At 47.6% G+C, this 22,077-nt stretch carries 24 protein-coding genes and 2 pseudogenes; 15 read left to right on the top strand and 11 right to left on the bottom strand.

Features of this window, described 5'->3' with window-relative positions; genetic code table 11:
• The 4 genes and pseudogenes from PMG71_RS23795 to rpsF all read right to left on the bottom strand — a co-directional run.
• Positions 1-108, bottom strand: a pseudogene (locus PMG71_RS23795) (Uma2 family endonuclease); the annotation flags it as partial.
• Between the two features lie 212 nt (positions 109-320).
• A complete protein-coding gene (locus PMG71_RS02700; protein ID WP_283752099.1) occupies positions 321-563 on the bottom strand; it encodes a hypothetical protein in 243 nt (80 codons plus the stop codon).
• A 2-nt stretch (positions 564-565) separates the two neighbouring features.
• Positions 566-988, bottom strand: coding sequence for a putative toxin-antitoxin system toxin component, PIN family (locus tag PMG71_RS02695; protein WP_283752098.1), 423 nt, complete (start codon positions 986-988; stop codon positions 566-568).
• Between the two features lie 121 nt (positions 989-1,109).
• The gene (rpsF, locus tag PMG71_RS02690) at positions 1,110-1,448 is read right to left on the bottom strand and encodes a 30S ribosomal protein S6 (RefSeq protein ID WP_283752097.1); all 339 of its coding nucleotides are present in this window, start codon (positions 1,446-1,448) and stop codon (positions 1,110-1,112) included.
• A gap of 231 nt (positions 1,449-1,679) precedes the next feature.
• On the opposite strand from rpsF, the gene PMG71_RS02685 reads away from it, so the two are divergent.
• Positions 1,680-2,468: a fumarylacetoacetate hydrolase family protein gene (locus PMG71_RS02685; protein ID WP_283752096.1), complete on the top strand. Its 789-nt coding sequence runs from the start codon at positions 1,680-1,682 to the stop codon at positions 2,466-2,468.
• Here the strand turns inward: PMG71_RS02685 and PMG71_RS02680 are convergent.
• The 3 genes from PMG71_RS02680 to PMG71_RS02670 all read right to left on the bottom strand — a co-directional run bounded on the left by PMG71_RS02680 (position 2,465) and on the right by PMG71_RS02670 (position 4,326).
• A complete protein-coding gene (locus tag PMG71_RS02680; protein ID WP_283752095.1) occupies positions 2,465-2,944 on the bottom strand; it encodes a Tic20 family protein in 480 nt (159 codons plus the stop codon). The genes PMG71_RS02685 and PMG71_RS02680 overlap by 4 nt on opposite strands.
• Positions 2,945-3,038: 94 nt before the next feature.
• Positions 3,039-3,236, bottom strand: a complete 198-nt coding sequence (locus PMG71_RS02675; protein WP_283752094.1) for a hypothetical protein — start codon at positions 3,234-3,236, stop codon at positions 3,039-3,041.
• Between the two features lie 172 nt (positions 3,237-3,408).
• On the bottom strand, positions 3,409-4,326 hold the full coding sequence (locus PMG71_RS02670; protein WP_283752093.1) for a CoB--CoM heterodisulfide reductase iron-sulfur subunit B family protein: 918 nt from the start codon (positions 4,324-4,326) through the stop codon (positions 3,409-3,411).
• Between the two features lie 278 nt (positions 4,327-4,604).
• Between PMG71_RS02670 and acpP the strand changes: the two genes are divergently transcribed.
• The 8 genes and pseudogenes from acpP (at position 4,605) to PMG71_RS02635 (ending at position 11,802) form a co-directional block, all read left to right on the top strand.
• Positions 4,605-4,850, top strand: a complete 246-nt coding sequence (gene acpP / locus PMG71_RS02665) for an acyl carrier protein (protein WP_283752092.1) — start codon at positions 4,605-4,607, stop codon at positions 4,848-4,850.
• A 109-nt stretch (positions 4,851-4,959) separates the two neighbouring features.
• Positions 4,960-6,219, top strand: a complete 1,260-nt coding sequence (gene fabF, locus PMG71_RS02660) for a beta-ketoacyl-ACP synthase II (RefSeq protein ID WP_283752091.1) — start codon at positions 4,960-4,962, stop codon at positions 6,217-6,219.
• A gap of 142 nt (positions 6,220-6,361) precedes the next feature.
• Positions 6,362-8,362, top strand: a complete 2,001-nt coding sequence (tkt, locus tag PMG71_RS02655; protein ID WP_283752090.1) for a transketolase — start codon at positions 6,362-6,364, stop codon at positions 8,360-8,362.
• A 108-nt stretch (positions 8,363-8,470) separates the two neighbouring features.
• Positions 8,471-8,653 carry a hypothetical protein gene (locus PMG71_RS02650; protein WP_283752089.1) on the top strand — a complete coding sequence of 61 codons (183 nt, stop codon included), beginning with the start codon at positions 8,471-8,473 and terminating at the stop codon, positions 8,651-8,653.
• 42 nt (positions 8,654-8,695) lie between these two features.
• Positions 8,696-8,755: pseudogene (locus tag PMG71_RS23790) on the top strand (universal stress protein); the annotation flags it as partial.
• 252 nt (positions 8,756-9,007) lie between these two features.
• Positions 9,008-9,679 carry an Npun_F0813 family protein gene (locus PMG71_RS02645; RefSeq protein ID WP_283752088.1) on the top strand — a complete coding sequence of 224 codons (672 nt, stop codon included), beginning with the start codon at positions 9,008-9,010 and terminating at the stop codon, positions 9,677-9,679.
• A 129-nt stretch (positions 9,680-9,808) separates the two neighbouring features.
• Entirely contained in the window at positions 9,809-10,744 is a 936-nt protein-coding gene (locus PMG71_RS02640; RefSeq protein WP_283752087.1) for a hypothetical protein, read from the top strand.
• Positions 10,745-10,866: 122 nt separating this feature from the next.
• Positions 10,867-11,802, top strand: a complete 936-nt coding sequence (locus tag PMG71_RS02635; protein WP_283752086.1) for a hypothetical protein — start codon at positions 10,867-10,869, stop codon at positions 11,800-11,802.
• Here the strand turns inward: PMG71_RS02635 and PMG71_RS02630 are convergent.
• A complete protein-coding gene (locus PMG71_RS02630) occupies positions 11,799-12,086 on the bottom strand; it encodes a lipopolysaccharide assembly protein LapA domain-containing protein (RefSeq protein WP_283752085.1) in 288 nt (95 codons plus the stop codon). The genes PMG71_RS02635 and PMG71_RS02630 overlap by 4 nt on opposite strands.
• Positions 12,087-12,232: 146 nt before the next feature.
• Between PMG71_RS02630 and PMG71_RS02625 the strand changes: the two genes are divergently transcribed.
• On the top strand, positions 12,233-12,445 hold the full coding sequence (locus PMG71_RS02625) for a DUF2839 domain-containing protein (protein WP_283752084.1): 213 nt from the start codon (positions 12,233-12,235) through the stop codon (positions 12,443-12,445).
• A gap of 189 nt (positions 12,446-12,634) precedes the next feature.
• Positions 12,635-13,018, top strand: coding sequence for a DUF1815 family protein (locus tag PMG71_RS02620; protein ID WP_283752083.1), 384 nt, complete (start codon positions 12,635-12,637; stop codon positions 13,016-13,018).
• A 105-nt stretch (positions 13,019-13,123) separates the two neighbouring features.
• Here the strand turns inward: PMG71_RS02620 and ligA are convergent, their stop codons facing one another.
• A complete protein-coding gene (gene ligA / locus PMG71_RS02615) occupies positions 13,124-15,148 on the bottom strand; it encodes an NAD-dependent DNA ligase LigA (protein ID WP_347179185.1) in 2,025 nt (674 codons plus the stop codon).
• A gap of 281 nt (positions 15,149-15,429) precedes the next feature.
• Between ligA and PMG71_RS02610 the strand changes: the two genes are divergently transcribed.
• Together PMG71_RS02610 and PMG71_RS02605 are read left to right on the top strand one after the other, a co-directional pair.
• A complete protein-coding gene (locus PMG71_RS02610) occupies positions 15,430-15,630 on the top strand; it encodes a hypothetical protein (protein WP_283752081.1) in 201 nt (66 codons plus the stop codon).
• Between the two features lie 129 nt (positions 15,631-15,759).
• A complete protein-coding gene (locus PMG71_RS02605) occupies positions 15,760-16,995 on the top strand; it encodes an MFS transporter (RefSeq protein ID WP_283752080.1) in 1,236 nt (411 codons plus the stop codon).
• Here the strand turns inward: PMG71_RS02605 and PMG71_RS02600 are convergent.
• Positions 16,951-18,390, bottom strand: coding sequence for a diguanylate cyclase domain-containing protein (locus PMG71_RS02600; protein WP_283752079.1), 1,440 nt, complete (start codon positions 18,388-18,390; stop codon positions 16,951-16,953). The genes PMG71_RS02605 and PMG71_RS02600 overlap by 45 nt on opposite strands.
• A gap of 85 nt (positions 18,391-18,475) precedes the next feature.
• Here PMG71_RS02600 and PMG71_RS02595 point away from each other — a divergent pair, with 85 nt between their 5' ends.
• A complete protein-coding gene (locus PMG71_RS02595) occupies positions 18,476-19,867 on the top strand; it encodes a hypothetical protein (RefSeq protein WP_283752078.1) in 1,392 nt (463 codons plus the stop codon).
• A gap of 222 nt (positions 19,868-20,089) precedes the next feature.
• On the top strand, positions 20,090-21,652 hold the full coding sequence (locus PMG71_RS02590) for a hypothetical protein (RefSeq protein ID WP_283752077.1): 1,563 nt from the start codon (positions 20,090-20,092) through the stop codon (positions 21,650-21,652).
• 52 nt (positions 21,653-21,704) lie between these two features.
• On the opposite strand, the gene PMG71_RS02585 is transcribed toward PMG71_RS02590, so the two are convergent.
• Positions 21,705-22,077, bottom strand: a 373-nt coding sequence (locus tag PMG71_RS02585) for a hypothetical protein (protein ID WP_283752076.1), incomplete at its 5' end; no start/stop codon positions are given.

Genomic DNA, 22,077 nt, shown 5'->3' with positions numbered 1-22,077 from the left:
AACGAGTTCTGCTTTCTTGACTTCTGGCATGTTACAATAGCGACGCTCAAATTCTAGGCGCGTGAGGCGATCGCCATTTTCCAAAGGTGGAATAGAGGCTAAAGTAATATGGCTCTGAGATGGAGGAAATGTTCAAGGCATAGAACTTAGAGTATAGCGTAAGACTATCTTTATCTTAACTGAGGCGTAATCAGGGGGCGATCGGCTTCACAGAACGTTTTTTCTATCCCACGTTCAAGTTATTCTTGAGCTTCTTCAAGCTTTAGATCTTCCATCGTGCTTTTCTCCCCTTTACCTTTAACTCATCCACCGAACAAAATTCACTTCTGTTTGCGATCATAAGGTTCAGGTTCTACATCAGGCACTTTGGCTAAAATCCGATCGTACTTTTCTCGACTACCTCTCTGACCCCGTTCTTTCAGATAATCCTCCGTCATTAGAGCCGAAATTTTTTCAGCTATTGCTGTAGAAACGAGTTGGTCAATCGATATTCCCTCACGATTAGCCAGTTCATTTAAACTTTTTTGTAATGAATCTGGGATCTCAATCTTAACAATACTCATAGCTAACTTCCCATTAAAAGCAAGAACTCCAGAGGCTCAAGCACAGTTACACCAAACTCCTCTACCCCTGCAAAATCACGAAGGTTATATGTAATTATACTGTTACATCCAGCTTTAACGGCTAGTTCTAGGATCATATCGTCTTTTGGATCGCGCAAAAATGGCCTCCACAGGAAGAAAATCTTGTGATGACTAGCGACAGCACACAGGAAATCAATGAACTGATCGATTTCTTCACGACTTAAACCAAGATTCAATGATTCTCTTGACAAAACATCAGTATATTCCAGTACCAAAGGAACAGATAAGTGAATTTCAAATCGCCCTGTACCAATCAGTTTTAGCAGTTGAAAAGCACTTCCACGTTGAGAACGTAATCCAGCAACAAGAACATTAGTATCGATAACAACTTGAGGTAATGACATCCTTAACTGAGGCGTAATAAGGGGGCGATCGGCTCAAGGTCAGCAACCGGGTTTCTTGTTGCTGTTTCAAAATTCTCCCAGACTCTGATAGAAACCCGGTTTTTTGCTGTTTCCCTAGACTTTACACCTCAACCGGTTCCGCTTCTGCTTCAGACTCTTCTTGTATTTCTTGCTTAATCGTCAGATAGCGAATCACCTCTTCTGATAGACGCATAGCCCGTTCTAACTGAGCGATCGCCCGGCCCTCGACAGTATAATTCATCTGGATATAGATTCCTTCCCGTTGCCCAGCAATCTCATAGGCTAAACGCCGTTTACCCCGGTGTTGGGTTTCCACAATTGTACCCCCTTCATCGCGAATGAAGGCTTGATACTTTTCAATCATCTGACTCACCTGTTCATCCGTTAGATCGGGACGCAGGATATACATGGTTTCGTAAACAAAATTTCGGATCGTCATTGAAATCTCCTTATGGACAGGGCTGACTTAGCACTGGGGAATAATACCGACTTGCTCAATCAGCAAGGACTGACTATTGTAGGATGTCAAGTTAAAATATTTGAGTCTTTGTCGCTCAGGTAATGCCGAGCTGCCAAAGCCTACAACAGCGAGATAGATGGGTTCTTAAAAATTTCAGACAAAAATTTAAGACCGATCTCTGATTATACACAAAAAGTAGCAGGTAAGGTAATGGCCCAACGCTATGTCCGAGTCCAAACCACCGAAGGCAAAATCTATTATGGATTGCTCAAGCTCAACCGCGAGGTACAAGTGCTTGATGCTCCGCCTTGGTTGCAGGGACAACCCACTGAGTTAATCCTAGAGGTCGATGCCTATCATTTTTTGGCCCCCTGCGCTCCCTCAAAGATTGTGGCAGTGGGGAAAAATTATGCTAATCATGCGGCGGAAATGGGAACCCCTGTACCAGAGGAACCCCTGCTGTTTATGAAGCCCTCAACGACGATTATTCCTATTGATGCTCCCATTTTGTATCCTCCCCAATCGGAACGGGTGGATTATGAGGGAGAATTGGCGGTGGTGATTGGAAATCGTTGTGTAGATTGTAGTCCGGAAGAGGCGGCCAGCAAAATTTGGGGGTACACGATCGCCAATGATGTGACGGCACGGGATTTGCAACGTCGGGATGGCCAATGGACAAGGGCGAAAGGCTTTGATACTTTCTGTCCATTAGGGCCTTGGATTGTGCGGGAAATTAATCCAGGGGCAAGATTGCAAACGTTTCTCAATGAGGAGGAGCAGCCCCGTCAATCGGCTCCGATTAGTGATATGGTCTTTTCTCCAGAGGTTTTGGTCTCTTACATTTCCCAAATCATGACGTTAATGCCTGGAGATTTGGTGTTAACCGGGACTCCGGAGGGCATTGGCCCCATGGAAGTGGGCGATCGCGTTCGCGTAGAATTGGAAGGTATTGGCTCCCTAGATAATCCGGTGATCGCCCGCTTAGGAGCAACTTCTTAACGGACTTGGGTATAGGCCGCTTCCGAAATGGTCGGGATTTCTGCGTAACGTCCTATCACTGATTGGGCGATCGCATAACCAACAGCAGCTAATACTCCCAAAAAGATCGTATTGTTTAAGGTCTCAATTACTAATCCTCCCCCAAAGACGGGCTGGAGGATGTAACTCATCACCAAAGAACAGAGAAACAAAACGATATCCATCAGGATCGCTTGCATGGTATTGAAGCGAATAAAGTGGTTAATATTCGGATTGCGAACCACTGCCATAAATAAGACAAAGAAGATAATCAGACTGGCAAAGGGGATGGTATTGTAAATTTGCATCAAGGGGGCCAAAGGAATCAGCAGCAGTTGCAAAACCGGGAACTGCCTCATCAATGAGATGCCGAAGGGCACTCCATACAGCAGAGGCATGAGGTAGGGTAAACAGGCAAAAATGCGATCGGGTACAGTGGTGGTTCCACGCCAGGTCATGGTTGAGTTCTCCTTGTGCATGAGGCAACATCATCCCATCCACCATAGCGCAAGTTCTCCCTCAACGTGAGAGCCAGATTAACCCGTTAAAAGCCTAACTAATTTGGGCGATGCGGAATCCCATTTGACACTCGTATTGATTGGGTACGGGGCGATCGCCGGTTGCTAAAGGATGACCGCAGGTCAAATGCCCCTGTCTCCAACGGGGTTGACCACTGCGATCGGCCCAGCAGCAGCTTTGACAAACCGTTTTTGGTGAAATAATCCGATCGTCCATCATAATGACTAACATGACTCAATCTCCCAAAAATTTGATTTGGCGAATGCCTTTACCCTATATTGTAAGTGAATCTTAAAGTAAACCGTGCCCAACGATACAGAGCTTAATATAAAACCAGTTCTTACTCTTACCCCGCGATCGTCCAGATAAACCTCTAGGGTTCATCTGGATGATGTCAGGATCGCTAAAGCAAACCCAACTTTTCTAACACCGGTTCTGTAGAGACCACATGACGCTCTAAACCCAACTCTTGGGGAGAAAGTCCCAGAGCTAAACCCACCAACTGGGGTAAATGGAGAACCGGTAGACCCAAAGGCCGATCCACAACCCGCGCAACTTCCGGTTGTCTTGAGTCTAGATTCAGATGACATAGGGGACAGGGAGTGACCAAACAATCGGCTCCAGAGGCGATCGCCTCTTGCAAATGGCCTCCTGCCATCTTAAACGCCTCCGTCGTTCCATAGCTAGAAATCGGCCAACCACAGCATTGAGTCCTGCCCCGATAATAAACCGGAGTCGCCCCCACCGCCTCAAACAGGTTTTCCATCGACTGGGGATTATGGGGATTTTCCCAAGGCTTTTCCTGTCCGCGCAACAGATAACAGCCATAGAATGCCGCACACTTTAAACCCTTAAGGGAGCGACGCACCCGTTTCTGAATCGCCTCCAGACCATAATCAGCCACCAATACCCAGAGTAAATGCTTGACTGCCGTCGAACCTTGGTAAGGGCTACATCCCTGCTGTTTCAGCAACCCATTCACCTGTTGCAAATACTCTGGATTCTCCTCTTGAGCGTGCTTTAACCGCTCATCCACATGGCCAATCACCCCCTGACAAGTGCTGCAATGGGTCAATAGCGGTAAATTAAGTTGCTCTGCCAAAGCAATATTACGCGCATTTACCGTATCTTCCAACAATTGTGAATCTTCCTTAAACGTGCCTGAACCGCAACAGGAGGCTTTTTTAAGTTCCAACAACTCAATTCCTAGAGCTTCGGCGATCGCTCCCGTAGATTGGTATAGCTCTCGACAAGCACCTTGGGCAACACAGCCAGGAAAATAAGCATACTTCAGGGAGGATTTTAGAGCAGATGTAACCATGGGCTGTTCTCTATTCAAACAACAAAAGACCTCTAACACTCTATCGCTCTAGCAAGCGACTGGAGCAATCTTCACTTAAAGTTAAGGTCTAACCCCCATAGGAACCGTCCTGACCCCTATTCAAAAGGCTTTACCCCGTCACCCAGAATAGCATCCTCAAAAACGAGCAGGAAAATTACCTGCAAAGTAACCCTTTCCGATAAGATCAAAAAATGCTTAGAATAATAAGTTGCACAATAACTCAGTTTAAGCCAATCAAGTAAGGAAGAGATTAAGCCATGTCAGATTCAACATTCGAGAAAGTGAAAAGCATCGTTGCCGATCAGCTTGGAGTAGATACAGCCAAGATCACCCCCCAAGCCACCTTTGCTGAAGATCTCGGCGCTGACTCCCTAGATACCGTAGAGCTGGTTATGGCTCTAGAAGAAGAGTTTGATATTGAAATTCCTGATGATGCTGCCGAAAAAATTGATACAGTCCAAGCGGCTGTAGACTACATCGAAAAACAAGGAACCCCTGCCTAAAATCTCAACCTTACCGATCGCTAACGAAAGTCTTTCGTCCTTTGTCCTTTGTCCAGATGACAAGTGACGAATGGCAAATGACGAATGACGCAAGTTTTAAGAAGAACCCATGACAAATTTGGAAGCAAAACGGGTAGTCGTGACCGGACTCGGAGCAATTACCCCCATAGGAAATACTCTAAAAGACTATTGGGAAGCCCTATTGCAGGGCAAAAGTGGGATTGGCCCAATTAGTCATTTTGATGCATCTAACCATGCCTGTCGGATCGCCGGAGAGGTCAAGGATTTTGATCCTCACCAGTGTCTGGATCGCAAAGATGCCAAACGGATGGATCGGTTTGCTCAATTTGCCGTCTGTGCCAGCCAACAAACCCTGAAAGATGCTGGCTTTGAGATTAATGATTTGAATGCCCATCAAGTGGGAGTCATTATTGGGACAGGCGTAGGTGGAATCAAAGTCCTCGAAGATCAGCAGGAAACTTACTTAACCAAAGGGGCAAAAAAGTGTAGTCCCTTCATGATTCCCATGATGATTGCCAATATGGCTGCTGGTCTGACGGCTATTCATACAGGAGCAAAAGGGCCCAATTCTTGTACCGTAACTGCCTGTGCAGCCGGTTCCCATGCCATTGGTGATGCCTTTAGGCTGATCCAACAAGGTTATGCCCAGGCGATGATTTGTGGAGGCTCAGAAGCACCTGTGACTCCCCTCTCGGTAGCGGGATTTTCCAGTGCTAGAGCTTTATCGACTCGCAATGATGACCCCAATCGAGCCTCTCGTCCGTTCGATCGAGACCGGGATGGGTTTGTGATGGGCGAAGGTTCGGGGATTTTATTACTCGAAGAACTTGAACATGCTCTCCAGCGCAACGCCAGAATTTATGCGGAAATGGTCGGCTATGGCATGACCTGTGATGCCTTCCATATGACGGCTCCTGTTCCTGGAGGAGAAGGGGCAGCTAGGGCAATCTCTCTCGCCTTAAAAGATGCTGGACTTAGGCCGGATCAAGTCAGTTACATCAATGCCCATGGAACCAGTACCGCAGCCAACGATCCAACTGAAACTCAGGCAGTGAAAACGGCATTGGGAGAAAGTGCTTATCAAATCGCTATGAGTTCGACTAAATCGATGACGGGGCACTTATTGGGAGGCTCAGGGGGAATAGAAGCGGTGGCAACGGTAAAGACGATCGCCGAAGATCATGTGCCGCCTACCCTTAATTTAGAAAACCCAGATCTAGAGAATGGGTGTGACCTCGACTATGTAGCCGACCAATCCCGAAAAATGCCCGTAGAAGTCGCCTTATCCAATTCCTTTGGCTTTGGGGGTCACAATGCCACCTTAGTCTTCCGTAAATATCGTTCCTAAACCTTGCATATAACCTAAATCGATTGCCCATCGATCCCCCTAATGGGAACATGGGTGTAGAACTGGGCTAATTCCCAGCCCTTGAACTTGGAGTGCCTCTCCAAGTCCAGCCCCTGTACAACAGTATAATCAGCAAAGAACTATGGCCGTTGCAACCCAATCCGTTGAACAACTCTGTATTAACTCGATCCGCTTCCTAGCTATTGATGCCGTTGAGAAAGCCAAATCGGGTCACCCTGGCTTACCCATGGGAGCAGCTCCCATGGCGTTTGTGCTGTGGGATCAATTCATGCGGTTTAATCCCAAAAATCCGAACTGGGTGAACCGCGATCGCTTTGTCCTCTCGGCGGGCCATGGCTGTATGCTTCAGTATGCCCTGCTACACTTGACGGGCTATGACCAAGTGAGCTTAGAAAGCTTACAACAATTCCGTCAATGGGGGTCGATTACTCCCGGACACCCAGAAAACTTTGAAACGGAAGGTGTAGAAGTGACCACTGGCCCCCTGGGACAAGGGATTGCCAATGGGGTCGGTTTAGCCATGGCGGAAGCCCACCTAGCGGCAAAATTCAACAAACCGGATGCTCAACTGATCGATCATTACACTTATGTGATCCTAGGGGATGGCTGTAACATGGAAGGGGTATCCGGTGAAGCCTGTTCCTTAGCTGGACACTTAGGGCTGGGTAAATTGATTGCCCTCTATGATGATAACCACATCTCCATTGATGGCCACACGGATATCTCCTTTACAGAAGATGTGTGCAAACGATATGAAGCCTATGGTTGGCATGTACAGCATGTGACCGATGGCAATACGGATCTAGAGGCGATCGCCGCCGCGATTCAAGCAGCCAAAGAGGTCACCGATAAACCTTCTCTGATCAAAGTTACGACAACCATCGGCTACGGTTCCCCCAACAAAGCCAACAGTCATGATGTGCATGGGGCAGCCCTAGGAGCTGATGAAGTCCAAGCCACCCGCGACCATCTGGGTTGGTCTTATCCTCCCTTCGAGATCCCCCAAGACGCTCTCGCTCGCTTCCGTCAAGCTATTGATAAAGGAGCCAGTGCTGAAGCTGAATGGAATCAAACCCTAGCTACCTACAAAACTAAATATCCAGAAGAAGCCGCCGAATTTGAGCGCATCACCTCCGGAACCCTACCAGAAGGTTGGGCGGATGCTCTGCCCAGCTACACCCCAGAGGATGGGGCTATGGCTACCCGTAAACACAGTTATACCGTCCTCAATGCCCTGGCTCCCGTCCTGCCGGAATTAATCGGTGGTTCGGCTGACTTGGCTCCCTCCAACTTAACCCTGATGAAAGTCTCTGGAGACTTCCAAAAAGGACAATATCACAACCGCAACCTGCGGTTTGGAGTACGGGAACATGGCATGGGAGCCATCTGTAATGCGATCGCCCTGCACAAAACCGGACTGATTCCCTATGGCGCAACCTTCCTGGTGTTTACCGACTATATGCGGGCGGCTATTCGGATATCTGCTCTTTCTCAAGCGGGAGTGATTTGGGTGATGACCCACGACTCCATTGCCCTCGGAGAAGATGGCCCCACCCACCAACCCGTAGAAACCGTGGCTTCCCTGCGAGCGATTCCCAACCTGTTGGTCATGCGTCCCGCAGACGGAAATGAAGTCTCTGGAGCATACAAAGTGGCGATCGAAAACCGCGATCGCCCCACCCTATTAGCCCTCACTCGCCAGAATGTACCCAATCTCCAAGGTAGCGGTATTGACAAAGTGAGCAAGGGTGGATATGTGCTATCCGACTGCGAAGGCACTCCTGACCTGATCCTGATCGGCACAGGAAGTGAAGTCTCTTTATGCGTGAAAGCCGCAGAACAACTCAGTGCTGAAGGTAAAAAAGTGCGCGTGGTTTCCCTGCCTTGTTGGAAACTCTTTGACGAGCAAGATGCCGCCTACCGCGAATCCGTATTACCCAAAGCGGTAACCAAACGGTTAGCCGTTGAAGCCGGAACGAGCTTTGGTTGGCATCGCTATCTCGGTTCAGAAGGAGATATGGTCAGCATTGACCGCTTTGGAGTGTCCTGTCCCGGTGGTACAGCCATGAAAGAATTTGGCTTTACGGTGGAGAATGTGGTTGCTCGTGCTAAGGCTCTATAGGTTCAACCGACTCTAACCTCAGATCGGGAAGGAGAAAGGGTCAGCTTTCTCCTTCCCGATCCTCCGATCCCTCACTCCCCCTGTTGAGCAGAAATCAGGATCAAAATAATGCAAAAAGAAACCTGGGGACTGCTCCTCAAAGTCCTATCGGCTTCCCTCCTCATCTCTTGGGGCATTAAGTATGGATTAAGTTGGCTGCCCCTAGCGGCAACCTCCATAAACGCCCTGATTTTAATTCTGTTACCCACCCTGGCAATGTCAATCGTTTTTGCTTGGCGAGGCTTTCCCTAATACCCCTATTCCCCTTACCCTGAGTGAGACTTCCTAACGAGTCGGTTTCTGTTAGGCTCAGTAGCCGAACGAGTGGTTCGCCATGCTCACTGTCCTGTTTGAATTCTCAGACATTAGGGGCAAAATTTTGTGCGAATGAAGAATAAGCCGGTATTCTAGAGTTAGAGCGAATTATCCATGCAGATTATATTCGTACTTAAAATCTCTGTGCGATCGCTCAAACCGGTAGCAAAGGCTTGGGTCTAGCTCCGGAATCAGCTAAAATCTGCCCCAGGAGGCAATCTATCTCAGACCGTCTCGCTCAACGGCCCTCGCCCATCCTCTTCCTCTGATAGGAGTCAACCAGCAGCGCCCATGTTTATTCTCAAACGGCAGGATGTTGAACTCTCTAAAGTTCAGCACCCCAGCGCAGAACAACCCATCCCCATCCTTACCTATCAGGGACAAACCTATCGCCTGCTCAAAGTATTTGAATCCCATCAAGCAGAAGAAGCGAAAGCCCTGTGGCGGGATTTAATTGATAATAAAGGGAAAGTCTCTGTATTGCTCCAAGAACCCGAACGTCATAGTGTTTGGGGTAAAATTCGCCTGGATCAATTGGGTGGGGAAGCGTCAAGCACCGATCAGGCTCTACCTTTCCTGTTCACCCAAGGGTGTTTTTTGATGGCCCAAGCCGTGGCGATCGATATTGAAGACCTTTTGGGGCCCAAACAAGCTAAATCCTTTGAAAAAAGCCTGAGTTCAGTCTTTCAACAATGGAATTTACCCCATGCGGACTCGCAGCAAACCATTGTGCAAATGATGACTATTGATCCCTTAGAAGATGGTTTTCCGACCAGTGCTTGGAAAGAAGTCGATCTAAGTAACTTTTTGCGGGAAGTGCATCGCTTAGGGAAGGAATCTTTTGGTAACACCAGTTTTACCGTAGGAGCAATGGAAGTCTTAGAGGATTTACCCAGTGGCGATCGCCAGTCCTTTATGAAATGGCTACAAAAATCAGGATTAGCCAAAGTCTGGCAAACCTAAAAAACTTATGCTCCCTAGGGATTAACGACCTCAATGTAACTTAAGATGATGTCAATAACCCCTCAAACCTGGTAACCTTGTGGTTTACCTCCAGCGGCTAAAACACCTGTCATTGTTCAGGGAATTTCTATGAGTAGTTCTGCCCAAAAATCATCAAAATCGATTCTCAACACCCAATCCATTATCTTAGCTGGAATTACTTGGGGAATCCTCTCTCTGCTATTCTTTCTCCTCTTTAGTGCTAACCCCCCTGATTGGTATTCTCCCCTAACCTACATTTTTGGATTTGTCAGTAACCTAGCAGCAGCCTTCCTGTGTTTTAGAAACTGGCAAAGTCCTCAAATCGTCAGCGGCCGAAGTGTTTGGCTCGGTATTGGTCTAGGGATGTTCTTTTATTTCCTGGGTGATATCCTCTTCGGCATGTGGGAGTTGGTGTTTAATCAAGACCCGGCGGTATCTCCGGCTGATTTCTTCTATCTGATTTCCTATATTTGTCTGTCGGTGGGGATGTTTTTAGCGGTAACCACCCGGCGACTGAATCTCGAACCCAAACAATGGATGATTGTGGGGGCGATTTTCTTGATCTCAACGTTGTTAGCGGTTTGGTTGTCTCAACCCACGGCAGTGGAGCCAGAAGTATCGGTCTCCGATCCACAGACTCAAGCCGTAACCGCAGCTCCGGCAACAACAGAAGAAGCGCCATCCGCGAATGTGCCTAAATTGGTGGTGCAAATGGAAGAGAGCTTACAACCCCTAGAGCCGTTTGTAACTTTGCTCTACACCATTTTGGATGTGTTGCTTTTGATTGCAGCCAGTACCGTATTACTGGCGTTTTGGGGCGGGAGAACGTCCCAGTCTTGGCGGATGATTGCAGCAGCAGCCCTATCTCTGTATATTGCAGATATGTGGTTTAAGTATGCCTCGCGATCGCCAAACTACGAAAGTGGTGGACTTTTGGAAATTTTTTGGATCTTTAGTCCGATTCTATTTGGCATTGGTGCGGCTTTAGAATATGACCTTTCGACCCGTTCCTCTCGTCGCAGTCGTCGGCGAGGATCGAGTTAGGGTTCCATCGAGACCTTTGCTTTGGGGTCTCAGATTCGGTATGGTTGTCAAAGGATCGTTTGTCCTTTGGCAAATGAGTTACTCAAGGTTTCCCCTATTCTTGTCTGCGGTAAAGTAGTCTTATGTCTCCAAGAAAGCTAACGGAATCAGAAAAAGTCGATATCATCAAAACCTATCGTGAGACAGCAGAGACGACTTCAACCTTGGCCACTCGCTACAGTGTGAGTAATTCTACGATTAGTCGCTTGCTCAAAGCCCGTTTGCCAGCTACTGAATATGAGAATTTGGTGCAGCAAAAACGGGCTGCTGCGGGCAAGGGAAAAATGCCGACGGCTTCGAGTGAGCAGGAATCCGATCCGCCGAAAGGGACTAAACTCCAAGTGCAAAAAGTTGAGTCTGCCTCTGCTAGTCCAGCTTTGGAGGCAAAAGCTGAGGGGGATGAGCCGGAGGATGTATCGGTGGATCGCCGACCGAAAAAAGTGCGATCGCGCTCGACTTCAGCAAGCCAGAGCGCTAAGGGGGTCATTCATCCTTCTATACCAGGGTTGAATCTTCTCTCCTCCGATCTTGATGGAGATCGAGGGGAAGAGGATGAGGATGAGTATTACGCCCAAGCGAGTACCTTACGAGAATTGCTCGGAGAAGATTTGGATGAGGAAGATCTCGATGAGGATGAGGATGAGGATGAGGATGAGGATTATGAGAGCGATCGGTTAACTATACCGGGGCGGGTTCCAGCGAAGGTGGAGGTTCTTCCCCTCTCAGAAGCCGCCTTACCCAGAATTTGTTATTTGGTGATCGATCGCACCGCAGAGCTGATTACTCGTCCCTTGAAAGAGTTTGCACAGTTGGGACAAATTCCCTCTTCAGAGGTGGGTGAGCGGACTTTACCGGTGTTTGATAACCATCGGGTGGCCCGTCGGTTTTCTCGGCGGAGCCAGAGGGTGATTAAGGTTCCGGATAGCCGGATGTTGCCGAAGACAAGTCCCTATTTATACGCGAAGGGGATTACAAGGTTGTTGTTTGATGGCCAGGTTTATTCTTTGGATGATAATTAATCCCACTGTGAGTCCTCTAGATCTGCGGGTGGGGAAAAGGGGGAACGCTCTCTCCTTCCCCAAGGCAGTATCAGAAGACCAGCGAGGAGTCCAAGGGAAGCACTGAAGGCCAAGAGGATGCCTACCGGAATCTGTACGGACTCAAAGAGAAGGAAGTTGAGAGAAACCGGGGTGGCATTCTGAACGGAGAGAATGGCGATCACACTGATCCAAAAGCTCAGAAGTAGGCTTAAACTCAGATGACGGGCTATCATAACGAGGAAATATTGAGGAAACAGAATCATCTGAAGGGATTATATCCTGACGATGGATAGGCAATGGGGAAATATCGCAAAACGTATCGTTTTCTATTGTTTTGTCAACACAGTAGCCTGAATCTCTAAGGAAAGGCTATTATCAGGATCTACGTTCCTTTAGTTATGCACGAGTTATGGGTGATGCCAAACGCCGTAAAGCGGCTCTCGGAGAACAGTATGGCCAGGAAAAGACGATTTTGCCTTGGCTGCCAATTACGCAATCTCAAGCGGATCGGTTTGTGAAGTGGACAACCACGGGGGCTTGGATTGGCATTGGGCTGATGATCGCTTTATGGGTCATTGTTCGGTTTATTGGCCCCGGTTTGGGCTGGTGGCAAGTGAACTAATTCTGGGCATAATCCCCTGAGTGTATCTCAAGATACGGTTTGCCCCAGAAAAGGCTCTTAAGGTTGAGCGAAGTCCATAGAGTGAAAGAGGATCTTAAAATCCCTAGATTCAGTGCAAGAAAGTTCGATAGAATTCTTAAGAAATCATAAAACCGTCTAGAATAGTGTGGTGAGTGGAGGAAAATAAAGGTGTTTATCCGATTAGCGCACCAGCATAGACAATTTGTTCGAGATTTGGTCATGAGCCTTCAGGCATTGGCCGTCGTCCTAGAGCGCCAAGGCTATTTAGCATCCTGCTATACCTGTGGCGATCAAATGAATAGCGCATCCTTTATGGTGAGCTTGGGGGATAACCATCTGATTCGGTTTTTGGTTTCTGATTATGGGATTACCTGGACAGAAATGCGCGATGACCGAGAGTTGATGAAGCTAGAAGGTGCAGAGGCGATTTCTCAACTGCAAGAGTTAGCGAATTTAGCTAAACAAGAGAAACTCCCGGAAGAACCGCGATTAGCCGGTGTACTTGCCCAAAAGCCCACCTCTTCTGGAGTGACTATTCTCCCCAAAGTGTAATTCGGAAATCATCTGTTTTTCGACTGGGGGTACTGGTGGTGTTTACGCCAGTATGCTTTGTGCGTCGTTGCAAAACTAAAATGCTAGGGAGTGTCTTTTGAGATGCTAATCTAGCAAATCCAGTAATTGCGCTTCGGTGAGTTGAGTAATGTTTAATGCTTGTGCTTTGGTCAGCTTAGAGCCAGGATTATCGCCAACCACTACATAATCCGTTTTTGTACTGACGGAACTGGTGACTTTTCCACCGGCATTTTCTATGCGGGTTTGGGCTTGCGATCGCGTTAAACTGGGTAGTGTACCGGTAAGCACGAAGGTTTTGCCGGTTAGAGAGGTTGGGGAAGAAGCCTTTCCCTCTCCTAGGGCAGATAGGGATAAGCCTAATGCTTGCAACCTTTGGATGAGGCTTTGATTTTCGGGAAGTTGGAACCATTGCACGATCGCCGCGCTCATTTCTGCACCAATGCCATGTACACTCTCTAAGTCGCTTTCTGTAGCTTGGGCGAGTTGTTCGACGGAGGGAAAGGCTTCACAGAGGAGTTTAGCATTGACCGCTCCTACATGGCGAATGCCGATCGCATATAAGATCGAGTGCCATGGGCGAGTTTTGGACTTAGCGATCGCCTCTACTAACTTTTGTGCAGACTTTTGACCCATACGATCTAACTTCATTAAATCATCAATGGTCAATTCATACAAGTCCGAGAGCGATCGCACCAACTGCTGCTCCACCATCTGCGCGGCTAGTTTTTCCCCCAAACCATCGATATCTAGGGCATCTCGACCGGAAGCATGGAGGAGAGCGCCGCGCAGAATGCCGGGACAAGCACTATTAATACATCGACTAACCGCTTCTGTTGCCAGATTTACGACCGGGGAATTGCACTCAGGGCAAGTAGTGGGCATTTTGTAGCGGGTTGATCCGGGGGGGCGTAATTCCGGTAAAACTCGCACAACTTCCGGTATAATTTCCCCTGCTTTGCGGACGATCGCCGTATCACCAAGGCACAAATCCAATTGGGCGATGCGATCTCCGTTGTGCAAGGTAGCCCGTTTGACCGTAGTTCCTGCCAGTTGGATCGGTTCGAGTTCAGCTACAGGGGTGAGCGCACCCGTCCTGCCCACCTGCACCGTCACCGATTTAACCACCGTGGGCAACTCTTCGGCGGGATATTTTAGGGCGATCGCCCATCGGGGGAACTTTTGCGTAAAGCCCAGTTGGGTTTGCAACATCAAATCATTCAGTTTCACCACCACACCATCGGTCAGATAGGGGAGTTGGTGGCGCTCCGTTTCCCAGCGCGTATAATATTGCTCCACCTCTGCCAAAGAGGGGCAGCAGGTACGGTTCGGATTGACCTTGAAACCCGACTGGGTGAGCCATTGAAGGGCTTCCCACTGAGTTTTTGGCTGATTTGAGGTTTCCGGTAAATGGAGCGTGTAGGCGAAGAAATCTAACCGTCGCGCCGACACCATGCGCGGGTCGAGTTGGCGCAGGGTTCCGGCTGCTGCATTGCGGGGATTGGCAAAGGGAGGTTCGCCCCCTTGCGTGCGCTCCTGATTGAGTCGGGCAAAGACTTCTAGACCCAGAAATGCCTCTCCCCGCACTTCGACGCGCTCCGGGATAGCTTCCCCAGTTAAGCGCAGGGGAATAGAGCGAATGGTTTTCACATTGGGGGTAATGTCCTCTCCCATAGTGCCATTACCGCGAGTGGCTCCCCGCAGGAGTACCCCATTTTCGTAGGTTAGGGCGAGAGCCGAGCCATCAATTTTCAGTTCGCAGATATATTCGGGGGCATTGGCAGCCGGAATAGAACCCCCATGACGCATCCATCGGTCTTGCCATTGGCGCAACTCGGCAAGGTTAAAGGCATTTTCCAGACTGTAGAGGGGAACATGATGCTCGACCGAGTTAAACTGCTCTGCCGGTTGGTCGCCCACGCGCTGGGTAGGACTCTCCGGTACAATCAGGTGGGGATATTGAGTTTCCAGGTCTTGGAGTTGGCGATAGAGGCGGTCATAAACACTATCCTCCATGATGGGATGATCCAGCACATAATAGGCATAACTCGCCTTTTGCAACTGTTCCCGCAGCCGACTCACCTGTTGCACAATTTCCGCAGAAGCCACAATACCTTACTCCATTGAGGGATGATTGATTCATCTTCCAATTCTAAATCAGTTCTAGGTTGCCCTCATTTCCCCTGCCCTTTTCCCACGAGATCAGGGGGTTAAAAGGTGAGAAAGACAATCGTAAGGGGGCTGGATGCTTATCTGAAAGAAAACTTTACGTTTTGTAACCAAAATATCGGGCGATCGTTAAGCTTCATTGCGAAAGGTTCACCCTAAAAATAAAGCCATGGTAGTCTCTATCCATGTTGGTAAACCCTAGAGCGTAACGGAAGGAGAACACCTTGAATTCACAACGGAACTTAACCCAAGACTCGTTACATCGTGAAGACTTTAGTGAGTACGTGGCCCACCTCCAACTTCATATGGCCCTACAAGCTCGCAATCTCCTCCCCAACTATAAACAGGCTGCTGATAGTCGAGAACAGCTTCTTCAGCAGACTCAAGCTGATTTAGAAAAGCTGGTTTCTCGCCAAGCGGTCTAAAAGATTTCGTGGTTTCCATCGTTTCCAACTCCATCTTCACTCCCAGGGCATGATTGCCCTGTTTTTTTGTCTTTTCCCAGGACTCGGTATCCATGACTATACTGAATAAAGTCGATCCTAGGGAGGTCTATGAAGGTTTTTCTCACGCTGAGTGCCAGTGAACGAAAGAACCTGCTGTTGATGTTTGCAGCAGGTTTACTGTTTTGGTCGAGTATTGGCTCTTTGTTACCTACCTTACCGCTTTATCTGCGATCGCTCGGAATCTCCGATCGACAACTAGGCTTTGTCATGGGAGCATTTGCCATCGGACTTTTATTTGTGCGGCCGTGGGTTGGGGCGATCGCCGATATCCATAGTCGCAAAAGAGTAATCCTGATCGGTACATTCGTTTGCGGCCTTGCTCCCCTCGGTTATCTCTTCATTACCTCCTTTCCCTTCTTGATCGTCCTGCGAAGCTTCCATGGCATTAGTCTAGCCGCCTTTACCACTGGATATATTGCCCTAGTGGCCGATATCACGCCCCCTCAAAATCGGGGTGAAGTCATTGGCTATATGAGCTTAATTAATCCCGTTGGCGTAGCCTTTGGCCCCGCTTTAGGAGGATTTGTACAGCAGGCCTTTGGCAATGAGTATCTGTTCATTTTAACCAGTACTTTTGGATTCCTAGCCTTTTTGATTATGACTCAAGTGCAAGAACACAGCCGCACTGAAGATCAAAAAAGGGGGGCTTCTTCAGTGGCGATCGAACCGGGATTATGGCGTTTGCTCCTAAGTCCCCGAATTCGGGTTTTAAGCCTGGTACTGCTCCATGCGGGTTTAGCTTTTGGAGGAATGAGTTCTTTTATTGCCCTCTTAATTTTGTCCACAGGAGTGAACTTTAACGCCGGATGGTTTTTTACTGCTGCTGCGATCGCCAGTTTTAGCATTCGTTTAGTATCCGGGCCATTAAGCGATCGCATCGGTCGAGGTCTCTTCATTACTCTGAGCCTCTCCCTCTACAGCAGTTCCATGTTTCTACTCATCTTCGCCCATACTCCTTGGATGTTTTTACTCTCCGGATTCTTAGAAGGAGCTGGTTTTGGCCTCTTAATCCCCACCACTTCCGCCATTATCGCCGATCGCACCCATCCCCATGAACGGGGACGCTTATTTGGTCTGTGTCTCGGAGGCTTCGATCTTGGTATCGCCCTCGCCGGCCCCATCGCTGGTATGATTGCCCAAGACTTTTCCTATCAAACTGTCTTTATCTGTATTACCCTTATCCTGATCCTCGGTCTACTGGTCTTCTTAACCCAATCGAGCAAAGACTTACCACACTCCCTACGCTATGCCTTGGGACGAGGACGAGATATCTATGCACTCTAGGCGATCTCGTCCCTTACCTTTAGCTTGGTATAAAGCGCGATCGGCTTGAGCAATCAGCATCTCTGGGGATTGACTCTCCCCAGGAATCAGGGCACTAATGCCTAAACTGAGCGTTACCCAAGAACTCACCTGAGAATAGGCATGATCGAGCCTGAGTTTATGAATCCCTTGGCGAATCGTTTCCCCCACTTGTGCCGCCTGTTCTAAACTCGTATGGGGAAGAATGATACCAAACTCTTCTCCCCCATACCGAGCCGCCAAACTTTCAGCAGTTGGTAAATGACGGGAAAGAGTCCTAGCCACTTGAATTAAACAGCGATCGCCCGCTTGGTGGCCATAATTATCGTTATAGAGCTTAAAATAATCCACATCCGCCAAAATTAGCGCCAAAGGTTGTTGCGTATCCTTCAAATCCTGCCATTGTTCAGCCAAATACTGATCGAAATAGCGACGATTAGCAATTTGAGTCAAACCATCTAAATTCGCTTGATTACTTAACTCTAAATTCGCTTTTTCCAGAGCTAACTCAATCTGTTTACGCTTGGTAATCTCTCGAAACGTCACCGTTAACCCATCTCCAAGCTTCACCAACAAAATCTCAAACCAGCCTTCAATCCCATCATGGGCATAATAAATTTCTTTTTCTATGGCTTGTGAGGTGTCAACCACCCAGATAAACTCATCGAATAACCCATCGAGTTGCAAACCGGGCAGAGATTGTAATAAGGATTTACCCTCTAAGTGCGATTTTCCCAATAATTGATAGGCCATAGGATTAAGCAGCAAGCAGCGAAAATCGATAATTTTTGCTTGTTCATTCCGGATCGCTTCTAAGGCCACAATGGCATCTAGGGAGCTATTTAAGATACCCGATAGTAGGGAGCGAGATTGAGCTAAAGAACCTTCGATCGCCTTGCGCTTTTCAATTTCTGCACACAGATGTTGATTTTGCCTTTGCAGTTGCTGTTGCAGCGATCGCAACCGGAGCTGATTTTCAATTCTTACTAAGACTTCTATACTTTCAAAAGGCTTGGTAATATAGTCCACTCCTCCCACTCCAAAGGCAGTTACCTTATCTATAATTTCATCGCAGGCACTCAAGAAAATAACCGGGATCTCCTGGGTTTTCGGGTTGAGTTTCAGACGCTCACACACTTGATAGCCATTCATTTCTGGCATCATAATATCGAGTAAAATCAGACTCGGAGGAGAAGAGAGTACCGAACGTAAGGCAAACTCACCATTACGAGCAACTCTAACTTTGTAGCCCTCTTTAGATAACAATTGGGTGAGTACACTTAAATTAGTTGAAGTGTCATCAACCACCAAGATATCGATTGGAGCCAGATGGTTCTGATGGCGATCCATAACCAGTAAATAGTGAATAGTGGACATTATGAGGATCGAAACTTAGTTTTTTTTCGTCTCATGTCCAGCATGAGAAGCACCCTTTACCCTCTCAACTCTAAAATAAGACTTTATGTTTAGACTTCCTGAAGGTATTCCCAATTTACCCGATCTTACCCATGCCGACGAATTAATGCAGTTTGGCAGTTACATTTTTAATACTTTTCTCATTTTGATTGTGGTGGTGGCAGGATTTGGTTTAGTCTTAGCTGCTTTGGGTTTTGCGCTGCAACGAGATCGAGACCCTTCGGCTTGGACGCATAAATGGTTACAGCGCTACGATGTACTATTGGATATTTTACAACATGGGGCGATCCTATCGATCGCGATCGCCATGGGCTTTTTCTTTTGTACCACCTTAGCCAACCGTTATCATCATTGGGAACAAGCCAAAGTAGTCGCATCTGCCCAAATGCTCACTGGGGAACGACTCGAACAAGCGGCTCCCCAAGTGCGCTACACCATTCCGGAAACCTATCGCTTTAACCAATATGTAGAGGGTAAATACATGGAGGTGGAACAAGTTCAAGAAGTGAACCGCTACTTGAGTTTAGAAGCTTCTGAGATTAATGTATTGCTCAATCAAATCATGGATGTGCAAAGGAATCTGCCGATTTATCAAGTTTCTTTTGATTCTCAGTATCAAGTCACCAATCTCCTCGGAGAGAAAGAAGATTTTTTCTTTGAAATCCAACCTCCCTATGGATATACCATCCTCCAAAATTTCCGCGTCGAGCGGGATGGACAACGGTTAGAAGCCATTAATCCGGGAGATTATGGTTTTCCCTTCAGCTTAGAATCTAAAGAAACTGCCCAGTTTCGGGTCACCTATCAGGCACAAGGGTCTCCACGATGGGTCTATAATGCCAATGGGCAATTGTTATCTAATTTTCAGTTAACGGCGATCGCCAATTTCCCCAAAGCCGATTTTGCCAGTGGTATTGTTCCCACCCAAACCCTAGAAGAAGGGCAAGGCAAGCGCTTTATCTGGGTATTTGAAGATAACGTTTCTGTCCGTAACCCCTTCGGTGTATTTACCGCCACCAATCCCCTAGGCAGAACCGGAGTCTTGCCCCGTCTACTGTTGCTCAGTCCGGGCTTACTCCTGTGGTGGCTGGGATTACTGTATTTATCTTTACCGATGCAATTGCGTGATGTGGCGATCGCCTGTGGCGTATTTTTCGCCTGTATTTTCGCCCTCACCTACGCCAGTCGCGTCATTCACCCAGAACTATCCTGGATTCTCCTCTCCTGCATTCTACTGCCCCTAGCCTGGGGATTAGGCGACAACCGCCGCGAATCTTCTGCGGCACTCATTGCCACCATTTCCGGAGCCATATTACCCGTTTTAGGGCTACTGGTTCCCTACAGTGGGTTAACCTTAAGTTTAGCCGCCCTCCTATCTGTCACTTGGTTAGCCGTTCACCATTGGTATGGGTGGTATCGGATTCCACCTAGAAGCTAGGAGATGGGTTTTGGGTCACCGATACCAGTGGCGAGAGACACTATATTACGGTGAAGACTGCTGATAGGGTGTCCCGTCCTAGCAAAATTTGGAGGGAAAGCTGGTGAGGAGACTCGAACTCTTCCCTGCTAACCAGTCTACCGCAATTGCGTAAGCTGTAACCCTTGCCTCACATATGTTTCACACTTTGAACCTTGAAAATGTGTGAAAAGTGTGTGAAACATGAACACCTACATAAAACAGGCATGGTCATTAGTTAATGAGTATTTCCACTCTAACGCTATTGACCCGTCCAAACTGGTAGACCATGAGCTAGTCCGTGGTTATCTTAAAGCTTGTCAAAAGACAAGCCCGAAAGGGATTCGGATCACGAATACCAGGAATAGGCTTAATCTTCGGTTTAAGACGGCTACCAAGTCCGGTAACTCTGATATTGCTTGCAATGAGGATTTTACCCGTGATGGTTGCGTTAATGCCCTAGCCAAGTCTCTGGCAGTCTCTGACAAGCTCAAAGAGCTTGAGTCTGAATCAGAGTTCTGGGAATGGTACGAAGTTGAGGTCAAGGGAGTTAAACCCCTTGAAAATGACATCATCACCATTGGTGAAGCGATAGAGCTGGTGAAGTCTACCTACTTGTCAGGTTATGACAAGTGTGGACGGGATAGGAGAGACCCAAAGCTTTCTACGAGCGTTAAGGGGAAATACCATAGTGCTTATGGCAAACACCATCAAAAGCTCAACCCAGAGCTACGCTTAACTGCTGAGAATCTCATCTCTGAGATTAAGAGGAATTGGGGACAGTTAATTATCAATACTTCTGGTTCTCAAACTCTTTGTTCTAAAGGGTTCAAACATGCCTACAATGGGGTTCTGAAGTTGCTAAGAGATACTCGGTTAATTACTGAACTCGATAAGGTTCAATCCCACTTTGGGACACTTCGAGTTGTCAAGAAAACAGAGCAACAAGATGTTGACCTTGAGACGTTTCTAGACTTTAGGGCTAGGGTACTTGGACTCAATGGTTATGAATTAACCAAGTCTCAGTTGCGCTATCTTGGTAGCCGACAATCGTGGTTCAAAGCAGTGTCAATTAATTTGCTTTACGGGTTTAGATGTAGCGAATTTAAGGCAATTCTAAACCTAGATAGACCCGTGACTATAGATGGCGAATATTTCCCCGCATTATCTGACCCAAATAATGAATGGCATGAGATAGTGCTTGATGACGGGTTCTGGGTTACCGACACTAACAAGGGGAGGCATTTTATCACCATCAAAACCAGTAAACGGATCTGTACTCCAATGGCTCACCCTGACTACCCCAATCTACTAGAGCTTTTGGATATCAAAAACCCAGAAGTCAAGTTGCCAGATGTAACGCCTAAAGCTAGTTCTAAACCAGAAACTATGGAGCGGTGTTATGTCCATGGGATGAGAGAAGCTCTCAACCGCTATATTGACCAAGTTGGCATGGGTTTTACCCAGACCCATGCTCTGAGGCACTTGGCTAATTATCATGGCATTATCTCAGGGCTAACCGTAGACCAACGTTCAGCAAGCCTTGGACATTCAACCTTAATGAATGACACCACTTACAAGGGGCATCAATCAATTAAGAACAAAAGGGGTCTGTTGAGGCGAAAGGTGAGCAAAGAATCGGAGATAGCTGAACTTAAGGCACAACTCCAACACGCTCAAGAAACTATCCTTTTCCTCAAGAAGGAAAACGCCAGGTTGCGTGAGCAACTTTGGGGGAATGACGACATCCCTAGAATTGGTGAGTAACCCCATACCCTAATTCACGGTGTGAGTCACACCGTGAATCCAGAAGGAGACACTATAGACCCCTATTAACAAATTGATTATCCTTTTCAAGCTGAGATTGCCGGACAATCGGCACAAGTTCATGGTCGGGGGCTCTATCCATCTCCTTAATCTCAGCCATTCTCGTCTCAATCTCAGCTCTCCTTGCCTTCTCCGATTCTCTCCAGGGATGATTCTCGCCCAGAAAACTGGGCTTGCACTTGCGTTTGTATTCGGGAACTGTGTAGCCTTGGGATTCAAGCTCCTTTTTTATTAGAGCTAGTTTCTGTTTTCCTGCTTCATGACTTTCGGGAATATTAGTCCTTAATATTCCCCTGAGAATAGCTGTAGGACTCATCTCCCCAGAAAGTAATGCTTCTTTAGCTCTCTCAACTTTGTCATCAGAA

Origin of the sequence: Roseofilum acuticapitatum BLCC-M154 (assembly GCF_030068475.1) — a bacterium.
Lineage (GTDB): Bacteria > Cyanobacteriota > Cyanobacteriia > Cyanobacteriales > Desertifilaceae > Roseofilum > Roseofilum acuticapitatum.
This window is presented reverse-complemented; position numbering and strand designations above follow the sequence as displayed.

Bases quoted from the DNA above. Each gene is read 5' to 3' on its own strand.
- PMG71_RS02635 (WP_283752086.1), top strand. From the start codon at position 10,867: ATGTCTCCAAGAAAGCTAACGGAATCAGAAAAAGTCGATATCATCAAA.
- PMG71_RS02595 (WP_283752078.1), top strand. From the start codon at position 18,476: ATGTTTAGACTTCCTGAAGGTATTCCCAATTTACCCGATCTTACCCAT.
- PMG71_RS02685 (WP_283752096.1), top strand. From the start codon at position 1,680: ATGGCCCAACGCTATGTCCGAGTCCAAACCACCGAAGGCAAAATCTAT.
- PMG71_RS02600 (WP_283752079.1), bottom strand. From the start codon at position 18,390: ATGTCCACTATTCACTATTTACTGGTTATGGATCGCCATCAGAACCAT.
- PMG71_RS02640 (WP_283752087.1), top strand. From the start codon at position 9,809: ATGAGTAGTTCTGCCCAAAAATCATCAAAATCGATTCTCAACACCCAA.
- PMG71_RS02625 (WP_283752084.1), top strand. From the start codon at position 12,233: ATGGGTGATGCCAAACGCCGTAAAGCGGCTCTCGGAGAACAGTATGGC.
- PMG71_RS02650 (WP_283752089.1), top strand. From the start codon at position 8,471: ATGCAAAAAGAAACCTGGGGACTGCTCCTCAAAGTCCTATCGGCTTCC.
- PMG71_RS02700 (WP_283752099.1), bottom strand. From the start codon at position 563: ATGAGTATTGTTAAGATTGAGATCCCAGATTCATTACAAAAAAGTTTA.
- PMG71_RS02680 (WP_283752095.1), bottom strand. From the start codon at position 2,944: ATGACCTGGCGTGGAACCACCACTGTACCCGATCGCATTTTTGCCTGT.
- PMG71_RS02630 (WP_283752085.1), bottom strand. From the start codon at position 12,086: ATGATTCTGTTTCCTCAATATTTCCTCGTTATGATAGCCCGTCATCTG.
- tkt (WP_283752090.1), top strand. From the start codon at position 6,362: ATGGCCGTTGCAACCCAATCCGTTGAACAACTCTGTATTAACTCGATC.
- PMG71_RS02695 (WP_283752098.1), bottom strand. From the start codon at position 988: ATGTCATTACCTCAAGTTGTTATCGATACTAATGTTCTTGTTGCTGGA.
- PMG71_RS02670 (WP_283752093.1), bottom strand. From the start codon at position 4,326: ATGGTTACATCTGCTCTAAAATCCTCCCTGAAGTATGCTTATTTTCCT.
- PMG71_RS02605 (WP_283752080.1), top strand. From the start codon at position 15,760: ATGAAGGTTTTTCTCACGCTGAGTGCCAGTGAACGAAAGAACCTGCTG.
- PMG71_RS02590 (WP_283752077.1), top strand. From the start codon at position 20,090: ATGAACACCTACATAAAACAGGCATGGTCATTAGTTAATGAGTATTTC.
- PMG71_RS02675 (WP_283752094.1), bottom strand. From the start codon at position 3,236: ATGTTAGTCATTATGATGGACGATCGGATTATTTCACCAAAAACGGTT.
- PMG71_RS02645 (WP_283752088.1), top strand. From the start codon at position 9,008: ATGTTTATTCTCAAACGGCAGGATGTTGAACTCTCTAAAGTTCAGCAC.
- rpsF (WP_283752097.1), bottom strand. From the start codon at position 1,448: ATGACGATCCGAAATTTTGTTTACGAAACCATGTATATCCTGCGTCCC.
- acpP (WP_283752092.1), top strand. From the start codon at position 4,605: ATGTCAGATTCAACATTCGAGAAAGTGAAAAGCATCGTTGCCGATCAG.
- fabF (WP_283752091.1), top strand. From the start codon at position 4,960: ATGACAAATTTGGAAGCAAAACGGGTAGTCGTGACCGGACTCGGAGCA.